Origin of the sequence: Amycolatopsis sp. TNS106, from assembly GCF_019330265.1 — a bacterium.
Lineage (GTDB): Bacteria > Actinomycetota > Actinomycetes > Mycobacteriales > Pseudonocardiaceae > Amycolatopsis > Amycolatopsis lurida.
Genome location: NZ_CP024972.1, coordinates 3,499,507 through 3,515,978, shown reverse-complemented (window position 1 = coordinate 3,515,978; position 16,472 = coordinate 3,499,507). Strand labels below are relative to the sequence as shown.

Here is a 16,472-nt window from a genome sequence, read left to right as displayed (position 1 = left end):
GAACGATGACCGACCCGGTCCGCATCACCGTCAACACCGCCAAGCCCTACGACGTCGTCATCGGCCGCGGCCTGCTGGGCGAGCTCACCGAGCAGCTCGCCGACGCCTCCAAGGTCGCGCTGATCCACCCGCCGACGCTGACGACCACCGCCGAGGCCATCCGCGACGAACTGGCCGAGGCCGGGATCGACGCGCACCGGGTCGAGATCCCCGACGCCGAGGACGGCAAGGCGCTCACCGTCGCCAGCTTCTGCTGGGAGGTCCTCGGCCGCATCGGCCTCGACCGCCAGGGTGTGGTCGTCGGGCTCGGCGGCGGCGCCGTGACCGACCTGGCCGGGTTCGTCGCCGCCACCTGGATGCGCGGCGTCCGGCTGGTCAACGTGCCCACCACGCTGCTGGGCATGGTCGACGCCTCCCTCGGCGGCAAGACCGGCATCAACACCGAGGCGGGTAAGAACCTGGTCGGCGTCTTCCACGAGCCGAGCGCGGTCCTCGTCGACCTCGCGACGCTGGAAACGTTGCCCCCCAACGAACTCGTCGCCGGAATGGCCGAGGTGGTCAAGGCCGGGTTCATCGCCGACCCGCGGATCGTCGAACTCGTCGAGCAGGACCCCGCCGCGGCGCTGGACACCACCGGCGAGGTCCTCGGCGAGCTGGTCCGCCGCTCGATCCAGGTCAAGGCCGACGTCGTCGCCGCGGATCTGCGCGAGTCGGATCTGCGCGAGATCCTGAACTACGGCCACACGCTCGCCCACGCCATCGAGCGCCGCGAGCGGTACCGGTGGCGCCACGGCGCGGCGGTCAGCGTCGGCCTGGTGTTCGCCGCCGAACTCGCGCGCCTGGCCGGCCGGCTCGACGACGCCACCGCCGAGCGGCACGCCAAGGTGCTCAAGCTGCTGGGCCTGCCGACGACCTACGACCCGGACGCGCTCCCGCAACTGCTGGAGACGATGAAGGGCGACAAGAAGACCCGTTCAGGCGTGCTGCGTTTCGTCGTCCTCGACGGGCTCGCGAAGCCCGGCAGGCTGGAAGGCCCGGACCCGTCGCTGCTCGCCGCCGCGTACTCGGTGGTGGCCGGTGAAACCCCGAAGCCCGGCGGGAGTGTGCTGCTGTGAAGGTGCTCGTCCTCAACGGTCCCAACCTCGGCAGGCTCGGCCTGCGCGAGCCCGGTATCTACGGTTCGGCCACGCACGCGGATCTGGTGTCCACCTGCGTCGAAACCGGCAAGGAACTGGGGATCGACGTCGAGGTCCGGCAGACCGACCACGAGGGCGAGATGGTCGGCTGGCTGCACGAGGCCGCCGACGCGGGGTGGCCGGTGGTGCTCAACGCCGCCGCGTGGACGCATTACTCGATCGCGGTCCGCGACGCCGCCGCCCAGCTCAAGGCCCCGCTGATCGAACTGCACATCTCCAACGTGCACAAGCGTGAGCAGTTCCGGCACCACAGCGTGCTGTCGGATATCGCCACCGCCGTGATCGCCGGGCTCGGGGTCGACGGGTATCCGCTGGCCCTGCGCTGGATGGCCGCGAACGCGGCATGAACAACCCTCCCGCGCTCGAGACCGCGAGACTGCGGTTACGCGCGCTGACGGAGTCGGACACCGGCGCGATCGTCGAGCTCTTCTCCGACCCGGCGATGAGCTCGCATTTCGCGGTGCCGCTCACCGAGCCGGATCGCGTCCGCGAAATGGTCGGCCGCAGGTTGTCCTACGACGGTCCGGCCGGGATGGGGCATTGGGCGATCGAACGCGACGGCGAGGTGATCGGTCTCGCCCATCTGCGGCCGTCACAGGAGCTGCCCGGTGACGTGCCTGAGATCGGCTATTACCTTTCGCGCGCGCAGGGCGGGCAGGGCCTCGCGACCGAGGCCGCGAAGGCCCTGCTGGAGCACGGACTCGTCGGGCTCGGCCTGTCGTCGGTATGGGCGCTCGTCGGCGAGTCCAATGTGGCCAGTCAGAACCTGGTGCGGCGTTTGGGTTTTCTCGACGTCGGCGGCGGTGACCACTACGGCAGCGGGCCACATCGGGTCTTCGTCGCGCTGCCTTCGGACCACGGCCGCGCGCATCACCTCGAGCTGTGGGTGCCCGACCTCGGCCGCGCCGAGGAGAGCTGGGGCTGGCTGCTCGGCGAACTCGGCTGGCGGGAGTTCCAGCGCTGGCCCGCCGGAGTCAGCTGGAAACACGGCGCGACCTATCTCGTCGTCGAGCGTTCTCCCGCGCTCAGCGGCGAAAAACACGAGCGCACCGCGCCGGGCCTGAACCATCTCGCCCTGCACGTCGAGTCCCGCGAACGGGTGAACGAACTGGCCGCGAAGGCGCTCGAACACGGCTGGTCGCCGATGTTCGCGGACAAGTATCCGTATGCGGGCGGTGATCACCACTACGCCGCCTACCTCGAAAACGCCGATGGCTTCGAAGTGGAATTGGTCGCTCTCCCGGGTACTGAGGTCACTCGACTGGGTTAAGCCTCGCTACACTCGGCCATCATGCGCCTTTTTCGTGGGGGTCGGCGACCCGCCCGTGCCGTGGTGGCTCTCTTCGCGGCCGGCGCGGTCCTCGTGGCGTGCAGCGACGGCACGGTGCAGTCCAAGGCCGACGGCACGGGCGGCGGGATCGGCGGAGCCCAGCAGGCGCCCAAGGAAAAGCCGCGCCCGATGGACGTCGAACTCGCGACGAGCGATCCCCGGGCAGGCGGCGGTGTGGTCGCCGCCGGCGATCGGGACGCGGTCTACAACTACAGTCCGACCGTGATGCGGGACGGCGGCGAACTCAAGATGTGGTGGTGCAGCCAGTACGGCAGCGCCCAGCCTCCCGGCGACGACGTCCTCTACGCGCGGTCGTCCTCGCTCGACGGTCCCTTCACCGGCCCGTCCGGTGGTGGTCCGGCGGCGGTGTTCTCGGGTGCGCCCGGCGGGTTCGACGGAATGCACACCTGCGATCCCTCGGTGATCAAGGTCGGCTCGACCTACTACATGTATTACACCGGCGCGGCGGGTGATCACGCGCTCGGCAATTCGATCGGCCTCGCGACCAGCCCCGACGGGCTGACCTGGACGCGTGCGGCCGGCGGGAAGCCGATCATCGGCCCGTCGCACGACGTGCACCGTGACAACGTCTACGGCGCGGGCCAGCCCTCGGCGGTGTACCTCGACGGCTGGTTCTACGTGCTCTTCACCGACACCACGGCGAAGGGCGCCGGATGGAACGGCGCCGGGCAGTTCCTCCTCCGCGCCAAGGACGCGGCGTTCACCCGGAACGTGGAAACGCTGGGGGAGCAGGGCTTCCTCGCCAAGCCCGGCACGACCTCGCCGCGCCCGCGTTCGCTGGTCGACGCGTTCAGCTCCGATCTGATGTGGGTCGGTTCGCTCGACGCCTTCGTGATCGCGCACGAGACCGAAAAGGGCACCACCCTCACGTTCTGGACCAGGGACTTCTCCGCGCAGCCGTACCGGCAGGCGCTCATCCCCGGCGTGTGGAAGGAAGGCCCGGGGCTGGTCCGGCGGCCCGACGGGCACGCGCCGCTCTCCTCGGGCGACGTCTGCGATCGGGTCCCGTTCGACGTCGTCCGTGCCACGGTCATCGGCGGCGCCGGGGCGCCGACCGACCTCAAGCATTTCGGCCTGGACGTCCGCGGTTCGGGGGCGTGTGAGAACGAGGCCCGGATCCGGACCTCGTTCGAAGGCGTCGCGATGCCGTCACCGCAGCGGACCATCGACCTGGTGGCCGACGGCGTCCTGGTGCGGGTCGACCGGCGCTCGGTGGCTACGGCGCTCGCGGGCGAGGTGCTGAACCAGCGGCTCAAGGTCGTCGACCACCTGCCGGTGGCGGCGAGGTTGAGCGCCGGGGCGCGGATGGTGCACGCACCCGGCCGAGGGTTCGGAGTGGTGCTCGACGGCAAGCTCTACGCGCTGCCGGACGGCGGGGCGGCGGCGCTGAACGACTCGGGCTTCGAGAAGATCGCCGATCAGGCCTGGGACGGCTTCCCGGTGGGTTCCTCGCTCGCGGGCTGATCGGGTTTGGTGATGCGGCCGCCGACGAACAGGCCGAGCCCGGCCGGGATGAGCACCAGCAGGGCCGAGAAGGCGGCGCCGCCGGTGAGCGCGCCGCCGAGCTCCGATGCGCCGGTCTGATCGACGAACACCGCGCGGCCGATCACGTACAGCACGCCCGAGACCGGACCGGCGATCAGCGCCGCGATGAACCAGTTCTTGCCGCGTTCGGGTTTGCCCTGCCAGGCGTCCACGGCGCCCCAGCCCGCGGCCGCGCCGACCAGGACGGCGAGGGTGAGGGCGGTGACGAGGGTCTTGTCGGTGGGGTTGAAGACCTCGTACTTGGCCAGCACGGTGACGGCCGCGCCGTGCAGCAGCGCCATCACGAGTCCACGAGTCAGCCACGGTGCCATTGGAGGAGTTTAACTCGCCAGTAGCGACTGTCACGCCCGCCGCGGCCCCGTAGCCGGTGGAAGGTCCGTGAAGGCCTCCTTCCCTACTTTTCAGGGCCAGGGTCCCGGCAAGGTCGAGGCAGTACCGGTCAGACGGTCACTGTTGAGCGCATCGCGGGCCGGTCTGGTGTCCCCAATGTGGCATTGGAGACGCTCAGTGTCCCCAATGCCACATTGGGGACACCAGACCTGCAGCAGCCGCACTCCACAGCAGTGATACGACTTCGCCGAAACCTGGCGCCAAGTCCGTGAAGGCCTCCTTGAGGGACCCAGAGTCCCTCAAGGAGGCCTTCACGGACTTGGGCGGCGGCGAAAAGCGTGCCACCGGCGGCCCACCCCCTAAACTCCATCACGTGCGTGAATACTTCTCTCGCCGCCGCGCGGCGCTGCGTTCCCTGCTGGCCGATTCCGGGGTGGACGCGCTGCTGGTCACGGACCTGCTCAACATCAGGTACCTGACCGGCTTCACCGGGTCCAATGCCGCTCTCCTCGTCCACGCGGGCGGCGACGACAAGACGATCTTCTGCACCGACGGCCGCTACACGGTCCAGTCGGCGACGGAGGTGCCCGACCTCGAACGAGTGCTGGACCGCGCGAGCGCGGCGAAGCTCGCCGACCTGGCGGCCGAAAAACACTTCGGCAAGACCGGGTTCGAGAGCCAGCACGTCAGTGTCGAGCAGCACGAGGACCTCAAGGTCCGCTTCGACCGCGTCGAGCTGGTCCGGACGCCCGGGCTCGTCGAGCAGCTGCGGCTGGTCAAGGACGAGCAGGAGATCGAGGCACTGCGCCAGGCGTGCGCGGCGGCCGACCGGGCGCTGGAGGATCTGGTGTCCACCGGCGGGCTCCGGCCGGGCCGCACCGAGCTGGACGTCGCCCGTGACCTCGAGAATCGCATGCTCGGCCACGGGTCGACCGGGCCGTCCTTCGACACGATCGTCGCGGCGGGCGCCAACTCCGCGATCCCGCACCACCGGCCCACCTCGGCCGTGCTCGCGACCGGCGACTTCGTCAAGATCGACTTCGGCGCCACGGTCGACGGCTACCACTCCGACATGACCCGCACGTTCGTCCTCGGCAAGCCCGCGGCCTGGCAGGAGGAGATCTACGCGCTGGTCCAGCGCGCGCAGGCGGCGGGCTGTGACGCCGTCCTCCCCGGCGCCGAAGTGTCCGAAGTGGACAAGGCGGCCCGCGGCGTGATCGTCGGCGCGGGCCGCGGCGACGAGTTCGGCCACGGGCTCGGCCACGGTGTCGGGCTGCAGGTGCACGAGGCGCCCAGCCTCGCCGCGACCGGCGTCGGTACACTGTCCGCCGGTATGGCCGTCACCGTCGAGCCTGGTGTGTATCTGCCCGGACGCGGAGGCGTGCGCATCGAGGACACGCTGGTCGTGCGGGAAGGTACGCCCGAACTCCTCACGCTGAGCACCAAGGAACTCGTGGTCGTCTGACGGCGGCCCGGAAGATCGACACAGGAGACTGCACACTCGTGGCCACCACCAACGACCTGAAGAACGGGCTCGTCCTCAACCTCGACGGCCAGCTCTGGACCGTCACCGCGTTCCAGCACGTCAAGCCGGGCAAGGGCGGTGCGTTCGTCCGCACGACGCTCAAGCACGTGCTGACCGGCAAGGTCGTCGACAAGACCTTCAACGCGGGCACGAAGGTCGATACGGCCACCGTCGACCGCCGCAATATGACCTACCTGTACAAGGAGGGTCAGGACTTCGTGTTCATGGACGCGGAGACCTACGACCAGATCACCGTGCTGAACGAGACCGTCGGCGACAACGCGAACTACCTCCTCGAGAACACCGAGGTCCAGGTCGCGGTGCACGAGGGTGTCCCGCTGTACATCGAGCTGCCGACCTCGGTCGAGCTCGTCGTCCAGCACACCGACCCCGGTCTGCAGGGCGACCGCTCCACCGGTGGCACCAAGCCCGCCACCCTGGAGACCGGCGCCGAGATCCAGGTGCCGCTGTTCCTCACCACCGGCGAGAAGATCAAGGTCGACACCCGTGACGGCCGCTACCTGGGCCGCGTCTCCAGCTGATGGCAGGCTCAGGCAAATCCGGCAAGTCCCCGAACCGCGGCGGGCCGATCAGCCGTCGCCAGGCTCGTAAGCGGGCCGTCGAGATGATGTACGAAGCCGCCCAGCGCGGGGCCGACGCGGTGACGCTGCTGGCGGACCGGGTCGGTTCGGTCGAGGTCGACCCGATCGCGGACTACACGATCTCGCTGGTCGAGGGCGTCACCGGCCGCAAGACCCAGATCGACGAGCTGCTCTCCGAGCACGCTCAGGGCTGGACGCTGGACCGGATGCCGCCGGTGGACCTGGCGGTGCTCCGCGTCGGCGTCTACGAACTGCTGTGGGCCGAGGACGTGCCGGACCCGGTCGCCATCGACGAGGCCGTCGGGCTGGCGAAGGAGCTGTCGACCGACGACTCACCGCGTTTCGTGAACGGCGTGCTCGGCCGGATCGGCACCATCGCGGACCGGCTCCGCGCGGTCCTGTAGAAGACGTACTACAACGGGCCGTGTCCTCTGCCGAGGGCACGGCCCGTTCTCGTGCTCGGTGGTGCCGGTTGGCGTTTCCGGTCCCCCCGGACCGAAAACGTCGCCATCTCTAGTCCTCTTTGGACGGTCGAGCCTCGGGCGGCAGCACACCCCAGTCGATCAGCTGCTCGGTGAGCTCGCCGGGGGTCATGTCGTAGATGATCGCCAGGGAACGGAGGTCCTCGGTGCGGATCGAGAGCACCTTGCCGTTGTAGTCGCCGCGCTGGCTCTGGATGGTGGCGGCGTAGCGCGCGAGCGGCCCGACCTTCTCCGCCGGGAGCTGCTGGAGACGCTCCAGGTTGATGACGATCTTCGTGGCGGGCTCGGCACCCGACGGCACCCGGCCCTCCGGCAGCAGCTCGACCACCGGGACCCCGTAGAAGTCGGCCAGCTCGGCGAGCTTCTGTACGGTGACGGCGCGGTCTCCGCGCTCGTACGAACCGACGACGACGGCCTTCCAGCGGCCTCCGGACTTCTGCTCGACCCCGTGCAGGGACAGCCCCTGCTGCTGGCGGATCCCGCGGAGCTTGGCCCCGAGCGCCTTGGCGTAATCGCCCATCTGGTGGTTCTCCGTTTCCTCACCCCCGACCGGTCGGGGGTGACCGGTCCAGGGGACTCCTAGAGTCGAATACTCAGAGTAATGGTTACGCATAGTTGTCACCAGGTCAAGCGGGTGCTTTCGAGAGGCCTTCGTCACCTGGGGCGCGCCACTCGTAAGAATGAGCCTCCGCTCCTGCTAGTGTCGGTTCGATTTCCTCGCCAAGCAGGAAGTCGACGTCCTTTAAGGACCCGTCCAGAGAGGCGGGGAAGGAGGTCCGCCTTGTCGTCACGCCCGCGTGGCGCGGCGGAACCGGCGGGAGAGCGCGAGCTGCTCTCGTCCGGCGATGTCGCGCGCACGATCGCCCGAATGGCCCACCAGGTCATCGAGAAGACCGCTCTCGGTGCCGGTGGCTCGACTCCGCCCGTGTTGCTGGGCATCCCCACCCGGGGGACCCCGCTCGCCCTGCGGCTCGCGGACAAGATCGCCGAGTTCTCCGGCATCCGTCCGCCGACCGGCGCGCTGGACATCACGCTCTACCGTGATGATCTCCGCCGCCGCCCGCCCCGCGCGCTCGAACATTCGCAGCTGCCGCCGACCGGTATCGACGACGCGGTGGTGATCCTGGTCGACGACGTGCTGTTCTCCGGCCGCACCATCCGCGCCGCCCTCGACGCCCTGCGCGACCACGGCCGCCCGCGCGCGGTCCAGCTGGCCGTGCTGGTCGACCGCGGCCACCGCGAACTGCCGATCCGCGCCGACTACGTGGGCAAGAACGTGCCCACCTCGCGCGCCGAGGGGATCGAGGTCCTGCTGTCCGAAGTGGACGGACGGGACTCGGTTCTGCTTCGCGCGCAACCAGAAGGAGATCGATCGTGAAGCACCTGCTCGCCACCGACGGGCTCGACCCGGCGCTCGCGACAGCCGTGCTGGACACCGCCGAAGAGCTCAAGCACACCTTGCTGGGCCGCGAGGTCCGCAAACTGCCGACGTTGCGCGGCCGCACCGTCATCACGCTGTTCTACGAGAACTCGACCCGCACCCGCGTCTCGTTCGAGATCGCGGGGAAGTGGATGAGCGCCGACGTGATCAACGTCTCCGCTTCCAGTTCCTCGGTCAACAAGGGCGAATCGCTGCGGGACACCGCGCTGACGCTGGCCGCGGCCGGTGCCGACTGCGTGATCATCCGGCATCCCGCTTCCGGTGCGGCGCAGCGGCTTTCGGGCTGGCTCGCCGAAGCGGGGACGGCGGTCGTCAACGCCGGGGACGGCACCCACGAGCATCCGACGCAGGCGCTGCTCGACGCGGCCACGCTGCGGGAGCGCCTCGGCTCGTTCGAGGGCCGCCGCATCGGGATCGTCGGCGACGTCCTGCACAGCCGGGTCGCGCGGTCGAACATCCACCTGCTGTCCTCGCTGGGCGCGGAGGTGGTGCTCGTCGCGCCGCCGACGCTGCTGCCCGCCGGCGTGGAGAGCCTGCCGGTCACGGTGTCGCACGAACTCGACGCCGAACTGCCCGCGCTCGACGCGGTCATGATGCTGCGGGTGCAGGCGGAACGGATGCACGGGGGCTTTTTCCCGAGCGCGCGCGAGTACTCGATCGCGTACGGCCTCAACGAACGGCGGATGAAGCTGCTGCCCGAGCACGCCGTCGTCCTGCACCCCGGCCCGATGCTGCGCGGGATGGAGATCGCCTCGGCGGTCGCCGACTCCCCGGCCTCGGCCATCACCGAACAGGTCCGCAACGGCGTCCACGTGCGCATGGCGGTCCTCTACCACCTGCTCGCCAGCGAAGGAGCCGCCGCGTGACCACCGTCCTGATCAAGGGCGCCCGACCCTACGGCGAGGGCGATCCGGTCGACGTGCTCGTCGAGGACGGGGTCATCACCGACATCGGTGCCCTTGACGTCCCCGACGAGGCGGAAGTGATCGAGGCGGGCGGCCAGGTGCTGCTCCCCGGCTTCGTCGACCTGCACACCCATCTGCGCGAACCCGGCCGCGAGGACACCGAGACCATCGCCACCGGTTCGGCCGCGGCCGCGCTCGGCGGCTACACCGCGGTGTTCGCCATGGCCAACACCGACCCGGTGGCCGACAACGCGGTGATCGTCGACCACGTGTGGCGGCGCGGCCAGGAGGCCGGGCTGGTCGACGTGCACCCGGTCGGCGCGGTCACCGTGGGGCTCAAGGGCGAGAAGCTCGCCGAACTGGGCACCATGGCGAAATCCGAAGCCCAGGTGAAGGTGTTCTCCGATGACGGCCTCTGCGTCGCGGACCCGCTGCTCATGCGCCGCGCGCTGGAGTACTCGACGGCGCTCGGCGTGGTCATCGCCCAGCACGCCGAGGAACCGCGGCTGACCGTCGGCGCTCAGGCGCACGAGGGCGAGCAGGCCGCACGGCTGGGTTACACCGGTTGGCCCGCCTCCGCGGAGGAGTCGATCGTCGCCCGTGACTGCCTGCTCGCCGAGCACGCGAACGCGCGGCTGCACGTCTGCCATGTTTCGACCTCGGGTACCGCGGACATCCTCAAATGGGCCAAGGACCGAGGCACCAGGGTCTCAGCCGAGGTCACCCCGCACCACCTGCTGCTGACCGACGAGCGGCTCGCGACCTACGACCCGGTCAACAAGGTCAACCCGCCGCTGCGCACCGAGTCCGACGCCGAGAAGCTGCGCGCCGCGCTCGCCGAGGGCGTCATCGACTGTGTCGCCACGGACCACGCGCCACACGCGGTCCAGGACAAGGACTGCGAGTGGAACTCGGCAAGGCCGGGCATGCTCGGGTTGCAGACCGCACTGTCGATCGTGGTCGAGACCATGGTCCGCACCGGCCTGCTGGACTGGCGGGGCGTCGCACGCGTGATGAGCGAGCGGCCCGCCGAGATCGGCAACCTGTCCGACCACGGCCGTCCGATCGAGGTCGGCGAACCGGCGAACCTGACGCTGGTGGACCCGGACACCGAATGGACCGTGCGCGGGGCCGAGTTCGCGAGTATCGCGGCGAACACCCCGTACGAAGGAATGCGGCTCCCCGGCGTGGTGACGGCGACGTTGCTGCGCGGGCGGATCACCGCACGGGAAGGGAAGATCGCATCATGAGCGACCGGCTTCTGCTGACCCTGGCGGTCTTCGCCTTCTTCCTGTTCTGCGTCTTCCTGATGTGGCGCGGCTGGCGGCGCAAGTCCCGGGCGCAGAGCGTGCAGGTGCCGCCGTTCCCGGAGATCCCCGCGGAGCCGGGCGAGGCGTCCCTCGAATCGACCGGTGTCTACATCAGCACCACCACGGCGGGGCACTGGCAGGAGCGCGTGGTCACCCGCGGCGCCGGCCTGCGCACCGGCGCGGTGTGGCGCCTGCACGAAGACGGCATCGCCATCGAACGCGGCGGCGCCCCCGACTTCTGGATCCCGCGCGCGTCCGTCACCGGCGTCCGCAAGGACAAGGGGATGGCCGGGAAGGTGATGGGCATCGACGCGCTGCTCGTCGTCACCTGGCTGGCCGGGGACGTCGAACTGGACACCGGATTCCGCGGCGACGACGTCGACGACTATCCACAGTGGATCGAAGCTTTGCAAGACACCCGCAACGACATCAAGGGAGGTGCCTGATGAGCACCGCGAACAGCACCAGGACCCCCGCCGCGCTCGTCCTCGAAGACGGCCGCGTGTTCCGCGGCTCCGCGTACGGCGCCCGCGGCCGCAGCCTGGGTGAGGCGGTGTTCTGCACCGGCATGACCGGCTACCAGGAGACGCTGACCGACCCCTCCTACCACCGGCAGATCGTGGTCCAGACCGCGCCGCAGATCGGTAACACCGGCTGGAACGACGAGGACGACGAGTCCTCGCGTATCTGGGTCTCGGGCTACGTCGTCCGCGACCCGGCGCGCACCCCGTCCAACTGGCGCTCCAAGCGCACGCTGGACGAGGAACTGGAGCGCCAGGGCGTCGTCGGGATCTCCGAGGTGGACACCCGCACGCTCACCCGGCACCTGCGTGAGCAGGGCGCCATGCGGTCCGGTGTCTTCTCGGGCGACGCGCTGGGCACCGACGAGGAGATGCTCGCTCAGGTGCAGGCGAGCCCGCAGATGAAGGGCGCCGACCTCGCCGGCGAGGTCACCACGAAGCAGCCGTACGTGGTCAAGGCTCAGGGGGAGACCCGGTTCCGCGTGGCCGCGCTGGACCTGGGCATCAAGTCCAACACGCCGCGCATGATGGCCGCGCGCGGCATCGAGGTGCACGTCCTGCCCTCCTCGTCCACTGTGGACGAACTGCTCGCCGTCGAGGCGGACGGCGTGTTCCTGTCCAACGGACCGGGCGACCCGGCGACCACCGCGCACGCGACCGAGCTGACGAAGTCCGTGCTGCAGCGGGAAATCCCGCTGTTCGGCATCTGCTTCGGCAACCAGATCCTCGGCCGCGCGCTGGGACTGGGCACCTACAAGATGCGCTACGGCCACCGAGGGATCAACATCCCGGTGATCGACGTGGCCACCAAACGCGTCGCGATCACCGCGCAGAACCACGGTTTCGCCCTCGAAGGCGAGCCGGGCCAGCGGTTCGAGACGCCGTTCGGCGCCGCGCAGATCTCGCACTACTGCCCGAACGACGACACCGTCGAAGGTGTCCGCGCGTTCGACGTCCCCGCGTTCTCGGTGCAGTACCACCCCGAGGCCGCCGCCGGTCCGCACGACGCGGCCCCCCTGTTCGATGAGTTCGTCGCTTTGATGGAGAAGGCCAAGTAATGCCGAAGAGGACAGACATCCAGCACGTGCTGGTGATCGGCTCCGGGCCGATCGTGATCGGCCAGGCGGCGGAGTTCGACTACTCCGGCACCCAGGCCTGCCGCGTACTCCGCGAAGAGGGACTGCGCGTCTCGCTGGTGAACTCGAACCCGGCGACCATCATGACCGACCCCGAGTTCGCCGACGCCACCTACATCGAGCCGGTCACGCCGGAATTCGTCGAGAAGGTCATCGCCGAGGAGCGTCCCGACGCGATCCTCGCGACGCTGGGCGGGCAGACGGCGCTGAACTGCGCGGTCGCCCTGCACGAGCGCGGCGTGCTCGAGAAGTACGGCGTCGAGCTGATCGGCGCCGACGTCGAAGCCATCCAGCGCGGCGAGGACCGGCAGAAGTTCAAGGACATCGTCCGCACGATCGGCGGCGAGGTGCCGCGGTCGCGGGTCTGCCACGACATGGACGAGGTCCGCGCGACCGTCGCCGAGGTCGGCCTCCCGGTGGTCATCCGGCCGTCGTTCACCATGGGCGGGCTCGGCTCGGGCATGGCGCACACCGACGAGGAACTGGAGCGGCTCGCCTCCACCGGGCTCACCGAGTCGCCGGTCACCGAGGTGCTCATCGAGGAGAGCGTCCTCGGCTGGAAGGAGTTCGAGCTCGAGCTCATGCGCGACCGGCACGACAACGTGGTGGTCGTCTGCTCGATCGAGAACATCGACGCGATGGGCGTGCACACCGGCGACTCGGTCACCGTCGCGCCCGCGATGACCCTGACCGACCGCGAGTACCAGCACATGCGCGACGTCGGCATCGCCGTGCTGCGCGAGGTCGGTGTCGACACCGGCGGCTGCAACATCCAGTTCGCGATCAATCCCGAGGACGGCCGCATGGTCGTCATCGAGATGAACCCCCGCGTGTCGCGGTCGAGCGCGCTGGCGTCGAAGGCGACCGGTTTCCCGATCGCCAAGATCGCCGCGAAGCTCGCCATCGGCTACACCCTCGACGAGATCCGCAACGACATCACCGGCGAGACCCCGGCGGCCTTCGAGCCGACGCTGGACTACGTCGTGGTGAAGGTGCCGCGGTTCGCCTTCGAGAAGTTCCCCGGCGCGGACCCGACGCTGACCACGACGATGAAGAGCGTCGGCGAGGCGATGTCGTTCGGCCGCAGCTTCCCCGAGGCGCTCGGCAAGGCGCTGCGGTCCATCGACACCAAGGCCACCGGCTTCTGGACCCGCCCCGACCCCGAGGGCGCCACGCTGGAATCCGTGCTGGAGGCGCTGCGCACCCCGCACGACGGACGTCTCTACGAGGTGGAGCGCGCGCTGCGGTTCGGTGCCACCGTCCAGCAGGTGCACGAGGCGTCGGGCATCGACCCCTGGTTCATCGACCAGATCGCCCTCATCGGCGAGGTCGGCGCCGAGGTCCGCGACGCCCAGGTCCTCGACGAGCCGCTGCTGCGGCGCGCCAAGCGGATCGGCCTCTCCGACCGCCAGATCGCCTCGCTGCGGCCGGAACTGGCCGGCGAGGACGGCGTCCGCGCGCTGCGCCGCCGTCTCGGCGTGCGGCCGGTGTACAAGACCGTCGACACCTGCGCGGCCGAGTTCGCGGCCAAGACGCCGTACCACTACTCGGCCTACGAGACCGATCCCGCGGCGCAGTCGGAGATCACCGCGCAGACCGACAAGCCGAAGGTGCTGATCCTCGGCTCCGGGCCGAACCGCATCGGGCAGGGCATCGAGTTCGACTACTCGTGCGTGCACGCCGCGATCGCCCTGCGCGAGGCCGGTTTCGAGGCCGTCATGGTCAACTGCAACCCCGAGACCGTCTCCACCGACTACGACACCTCGGACCGGCTGTACTTCGAGCCGCTGTCGTTCGAGGACGTCCTCGAAGTGGTCAACGCCGAGCAGGAGTCGGGCACCGTCGCCGGGGTCATCGTGCAGCTGGGCGGCCAGACCCCGCTCTCGCTCGCGAAGCGCCTCGCCGACGCCGGTGTCCCGGTGATCGGCACCTCCCCGGACGCGATCCACCTCGCCGAGGACCGCGGCGCGTTCGGCGAGGTCCTCACCGACGCCGGGCTGCCCGCGCCGAAGTACGGCACGGCGACCTCGTTCGAAGGCGCGAAGCGGATCGCCGACAAGATCGGCTACCCGGTCCTGGTCCGGCCGTCCTACGTGCTCGGCGGGCGCGGCATGGAGATCGTGTACGACGAGGAATCCCTCGCCGGCTACATCCACCGCGCCACCGAGGTCACCCCCGAGCACCCGGTGCTCGTGGACCGGTTCCTCGACGACGCCATCGAGATCGACGTCGACGCGCTGTTCGACGGCGACGAGCTCTTCCTCGGCGGCGTCATGGAGCACATCGAAGAGGCCGGGATCCACTCCGGCGACTCCTCGTGCGCGCTGCCGCCGATCACGCTGGGCCGGACCGACATCGAGACGGTGCGCCGCTCGACCGAGGCCATCGCGCGCGGCGTCGGCGTCCGCGGGCTCCTGAACGTCCAGTACGCGCTCAAGGACGACGTCCTGTACGTCCTGGAGGCCAACCCGCGCGCCTCGCGGACGGTGCCTTTCGTGTCCAAGGCGACCGCGGTGCCGCTGGCCAAGGCGGCCGCGCTGATCATGACCGGCTCGTCGATCAAGGAGCTGCGCGAGTCCGGCGTCCTCCCGGCCGAGGGCGACGGCGGCCACATGCCCGCCGATTCGCCGGTCGCGGTCAAGGAGGCGGTCCTGCCGTTCCACCGCTTCCGCACGCCGGAAGGCCACGGCGTCGACTCGCTGCTCGGCCCGGAGATGAAGTCCACCGGCGAGGTCATGGGCGTGGACGTGTCCTTCGGCAAGGCGTTCGCCAAGTCGCAGGCCGGCGCCTACGGTTCGCTGCCGACGTCGGGCAAGGTGTTCGTCTCCGTCGCCAACCGCGACAAGCGTTCGCTGGTGTTCCCGGTGAAGCGTCTGGCGGACCTCGGCTTCGAGATCCTCGCCACGTCGGGCACCGCGGAAGTGTTGCGGCGCAACGGAATCGCCTGCACGGTCGTGCGCAAGCACTACGAAGGTTCCGCCGAGGGCGAACAGAATGTCGTGGACGTCATCCTCAGCGGCGAGGTGCAGATGGTGATCAACACCCCTTACGGCAACAGCGGTCCCCGCATCGACGGCTACGAGATCCGCACCGCCGCGGTGTCGCGGGACATCCCCTGCATCACCACGGTGCAGGGCGCGGCGGCGGCCGTGCACGGGATAGAGGCCGTCATCAAGGGCGACATCGGCGTGCGGTCGCTGCAGAGCCTCCAGGCGGCGCTGAAGGCCAAGGCATGACCGAGCGGTTCGGGGCGAGGCTGGCGCGGGCGGTCGCCGAGAAGGGGCCGCTCTGCGCCGGGATCGACCCCCATCCCGGGCTGCTCCAGGCGTGGGGTCTCCCGGCGGACGCGGGCGGACTCGAGAAGTTCGCCCTCACGGCCGCTGAGACGATCGCGCCCGAGGTCGCGGTGATCAAGCCCCAGTCGGCCTTTTTCGAGGCCTACGGGCCTCCTGGGGTCGCCGTTCTGGCCAAGACGATGAAGGTGTGCCGGGAGGCGGGCGCGCTCGTCCTGCTGGACGTCAAACGCGGCGACATCGGTTCGACGATGGCGGCGTACACGGCGGCGTTCCTGCCCGCGGGCGCGGAACTCGAGGCGGACGCCATCACGGTGTCGCCGTACCTCGGGTTCGGTTCGCTGGCGCCCGCGATCGACGTCGCGCAGGCACAGGGCAAGGGGCTGATCGTGCTCGCGCGCACCTCGAACCCGGAGGCGCAGGGACTGCAGAACGCCTTGCTGCCCAACGGAAAGACCGTCGCGCAGGACATCGTCGACACGGCGGCCGCGTACAACGCGGGCGTCGGTCCGCTGGGTGACATCGGCGTCGTCGTCGGCGCCACCATCGCGCCGGGGGAGCTCGATCTGAGCAACCTGAACGGTCCGATCCTGGCGCCCGGTTTCGGGGCCCAGGGAGCCACCGTGGCCGATCTCCGGGGCCTTTTCGGCCCAGGGCTACCGGGTGTGCTCCCGGCGTCCTCTCGTGACGTCCTCAAGCACGGACCGGACCCGGAGGCGTTGCGTGCGGCCGTTCGGCGGACCCGGGATTCCCTCGGTCCCCTGGAAAAAGGCCAATAGCAGGCCCGGGAATCCGTCATGACCAGCCACCCCCGCATTGTGGGCCGAGGTAACGG

Annotated in this window: 16 protein-coding genes; 14 read left to right on the top strand and 2 right to left on the bottom strand. The window is 69.9% G+C overall.

The annotated features are described in order from the left end of the window. Window positions 1-5 precede the first annotated feature (5 nt). The 4 genes from aroB to CVV72_RS15520 are packed head-to-tail and all read left to right on the top strand — an operon-like array spanning window position 6 to window position 4,011. Window positions 6-1,115 carry a 3-dehydroquinate synthase gene (gene aroB / locus CVV72_RS15535; protein ID WP_219153085.1) on the top strand — a complete coding sequence of 370 codons (1,110 nt, stop codon included), beginning with the start codon at window positions 6-8 and terminating at the stop codon, window positions 1,113-1,115. Then, complete coding sequence (gene aroQ, locus CVV72_RS15530) at window positions 1,112-1,543, top strand: type II 3-dehydroquinate dehydratase (protein ID WP_219153084.1); 432 nt, start codon at window positions 1,112-1,114, stop codon at window positions 1,541-1,543. The genes aroB and aroQ overlap by 4 nt, the downstream gene beginning before the upstream one ends. After that, entirely contained in the window at window positions 1,540-2,466 is a 927-nt protein-coding gene (locus tag CVV72_RS15525) for a GNAT family N-acetyltransferase (protein ID WP_219153083.1), read from the top strand. Before aroQ ends, CVV72_RS15525 begins: the two co-directional genes overlap by 4 nt. 60 nt (window positions 2,467-2,526) lie before the next feature. Continuing rightward, a complete protein-coding gene (locus CVV72_RS15520; RefSeq protein WP_219153978.1) occupies window positions 2,527-4,011 on the top strand; it encodes a beta-xylosidase in 1,485 nt (494 codons plus the stop codon). Here the strand turns inward: CVV72_RS15520 and CVV72_RS15515 are convergent. Beyond that, a complete protein-coding gene (locus CVV72_RS15515) occupies window positions 3,966-4,403 on the bottom strand; it encodes a B-4DMT family transporter (RefSeq protein ID WP_219153082.1) in 438 nt (145 codons plus the stop codon). The genes CVV72_RS15520 and CVV72_RS15515 overlap by 46 nt on opposite strands. Before the next feature lie 392 nt (window positions 4,404-4,795). On the opposite strand from CVV72_RS15515, the gene CVV72_RS15510 reads away from it, so the two are divergent. Genes CVV72_RS15510 through nusB form a run of 3 tightly spaced genes read left to right on the top strand, consistent with a single transcriptional unit; the run spans window position 4,796 to window position 6,953 of the window. Next, the gene (locus CVV72_RS15510) at window positions 4,796-5,887 is read left to right on the top strand and encodes a Xaa-Pro peptidase family protein (protein WP_219153081.1); all 1,092 of its coding nucleotides are present in this window, start codon (window positions 4,796-4,798) and stop codon (window positions 5,885-5,887) included. Window positions 5,888-5,925: 38 nt separating this feature from the next. Then, entirely contained in the window at window positions 5,926-6,489 is a 564-nt protein-coding gene (gene efp, locus CVV72_RS15505; RefSeq protein WP_034311660.1) for an elongation factor P, read from the top strand. Then, a complete protein-coding gene (gene nusB, locus CVV72_RS15500; RefSeq protein WP_219153080.1) occupies window positions 6,489-6,953 on the top strand; it encodes a transcription antitermination factor NusB in 465 nt (154 codons plus the stop codon). Before efp ends, nusB begins: the two co-directional genes overlap by 1 nt. Window positions 6,954-7,062: 109 nt before the next feature. Here the strand turns inward: nusB and CVV72_RS15495 are convergent, their stop codons facing one another. Then, complete coding sequence (locus CVV72_RS15495; protein WP_003096372.1) at window positions 7,063-7,551, bottom strand: transcriptional regulator; 489 nt, start codon at window positions 7,549-7,551, stop codon at window positions 7,063-7,065. Window positions 7,552-7,812: 261 nt separating this feature from the next. Here CVV72_RS15495 and pyrR point away from each other — a divergent pair, with 261 nt between their 5' ends. From pyrR to pyrF, 7 genes are read left to right on the top strand one after another with little or no spacing between them, the layout of a single operon-like run. Then, on the top strand, window positions 7,813-8,409 hold the full coding sequence (gene pyrR / locus CVV72_RS15490; protein WP_034311664.1) for a bifunctional pyr operon transcriptional regulator/uracil phosphoribosyltransferase PyrR: 597 nt from the start codon (window positions 7,813-7,815) through the stop codon (window positions 8,407-8,409). Beyond that, window positions 8,406-9,338: an aspartate carbamoyltransferase catalytic subunit gene (locus tag CVV72_RS15485; protein ID WP_034311667.1), complete on the top strand. Its 933-nt coding sequence runs from the start codon at window positions 8,406-8,408 to the stop codon at window positions 9,336-9,338. The genes pyrR and CVV72_RS15485 overlap by 4 nt, the downstream gene beginning before the upstream one ends. After that, entirely contained in the window at window positions 9,335-10,627 is a 1,293-nt protein-coding gene (locus CVV72_RS15480; RefSeq protein WP_219153079.1) for a dihydroorotase, read from the top strand. Before CVV72_RS15485 ends, CVV72_RS15480 begins: the two co-directional genes overlap by 4 nt. Then, window positions 10,624-11,133: a transporter gene (locus CVV72_RS15475; RefSeq protein WP_219153078.1), complete on the top strand. Its 510-nt coding sequence runs from the start codon at window positions 10,624-10,626 to the stop codon at window positions 11,131-11,133. The genes CVV72_RS15480 and CVV72_RS15475 overlap by 4 nt, the downstream gene beginning before the upstream one ends. Further along, a complete protein-coding gene (gene carA / locus CVV72_RS15470) occupies window positions 11,133-12,266 on the top strand; it encodes a glutamine-hydrolyzing carbamoyl-phosphate synthase small subunit (RefSeq protein ID WP_219153077.1) in 1,134 nt (377 codons plus the stop codon). The genes CVV72_RS15475 and carA overlap by 1 nt, the downstream gene beginning before the upstream one ends. After that, window positions 12,266-15,580: a carbamoyl-phosphate synthase large subunit gene (gene carB, locus CVV72_RS15465; RefSeq protein WP_219153076.1), complete on the top strand. Its 3,315-nt coding sequence runs from the start codon at window positions 12,266-12,268 to the stop codon at window positions 15,578-15,580. Before carA ends, carB begins: the two co-directional genes overlap by 1 nt. Then, window positions 15,577-16,416, top strand: a complete 840-nt coding sequence (gene pyrF / locus CVV72_RS15460) for an orotidine-5'-phosphate decarboxylase (RefSeq protein ID WP_219153075.1) — start codon at window positions 15,577-15,579, stop codon at window positions 16,414-16,416. The genes carB and pyrF overlap by 4 nt, the downstream gene beginning before the upstream one ends. Window positions 16,417-16,472 lie beyond the last annotated feature (56 nt).

Coding starts and splice junctions, on each gene's coding strand:
- aroB (WP_219153085.1), top strand. CDS start 6: ATGACCGACCCGGTCCGCATCACCGTCAACACCGCCAAGCCCTACGAC.
- CVV72_RS15525 (WP_219153083.1), top strand. CDS start 1,540: ATGAACAACCCTCCCGCGCTCGAGACCGCGAGACTGCGGTTACGCGCG.
- CVV72_RS15515 (WP_219153082.1), bottom strand. CDS start 4,403: ATGGCACCGTGGCTGACTCGTGGACTCGTGATGGCGCTGCTGCACGGC.
- nusB (WP_219153080.1), top strand. CDS start 6,489: ATGGCAGGCTCAGGCAAATCCGGCAAGTCCCCGAACCGCGGCGGGCCG.
- CVV72_RS15495 (WP_003096372.1), bottom strand. CDS start 7,551: ATGGGCGATTACGCCAAGGCGCTCGGGGCCAAGCTCCGCGGGATCCGC.
- CVV72_RS15475 (WP_219153078.1), top strand. CDS start 10,624: ATGAGCGACCGGCTTCTGCTGACCCTGGCGGTCTTCGCCTTCTTCCTG.
- carA (WP_219153077.1), top strand. CDS start 11,133: ATGAGCACCGCGAACAGCACCAGGACCCCCGCCGCGCTCGTCCTCGAA.
- carB (WP_219153076.1), top strand. CDS start 12,266: ATGCCGAAGAGGACAGACATCCAGCACGTGCTGGTGATCGGCTCCGGG.
- pyrF (WP_219153075.1), top strand. CDS start 15,577: ATGACCGAGCGGTTCGGGGCGAGGCTGGCGCGGGCGGTCGCCGAGAAG.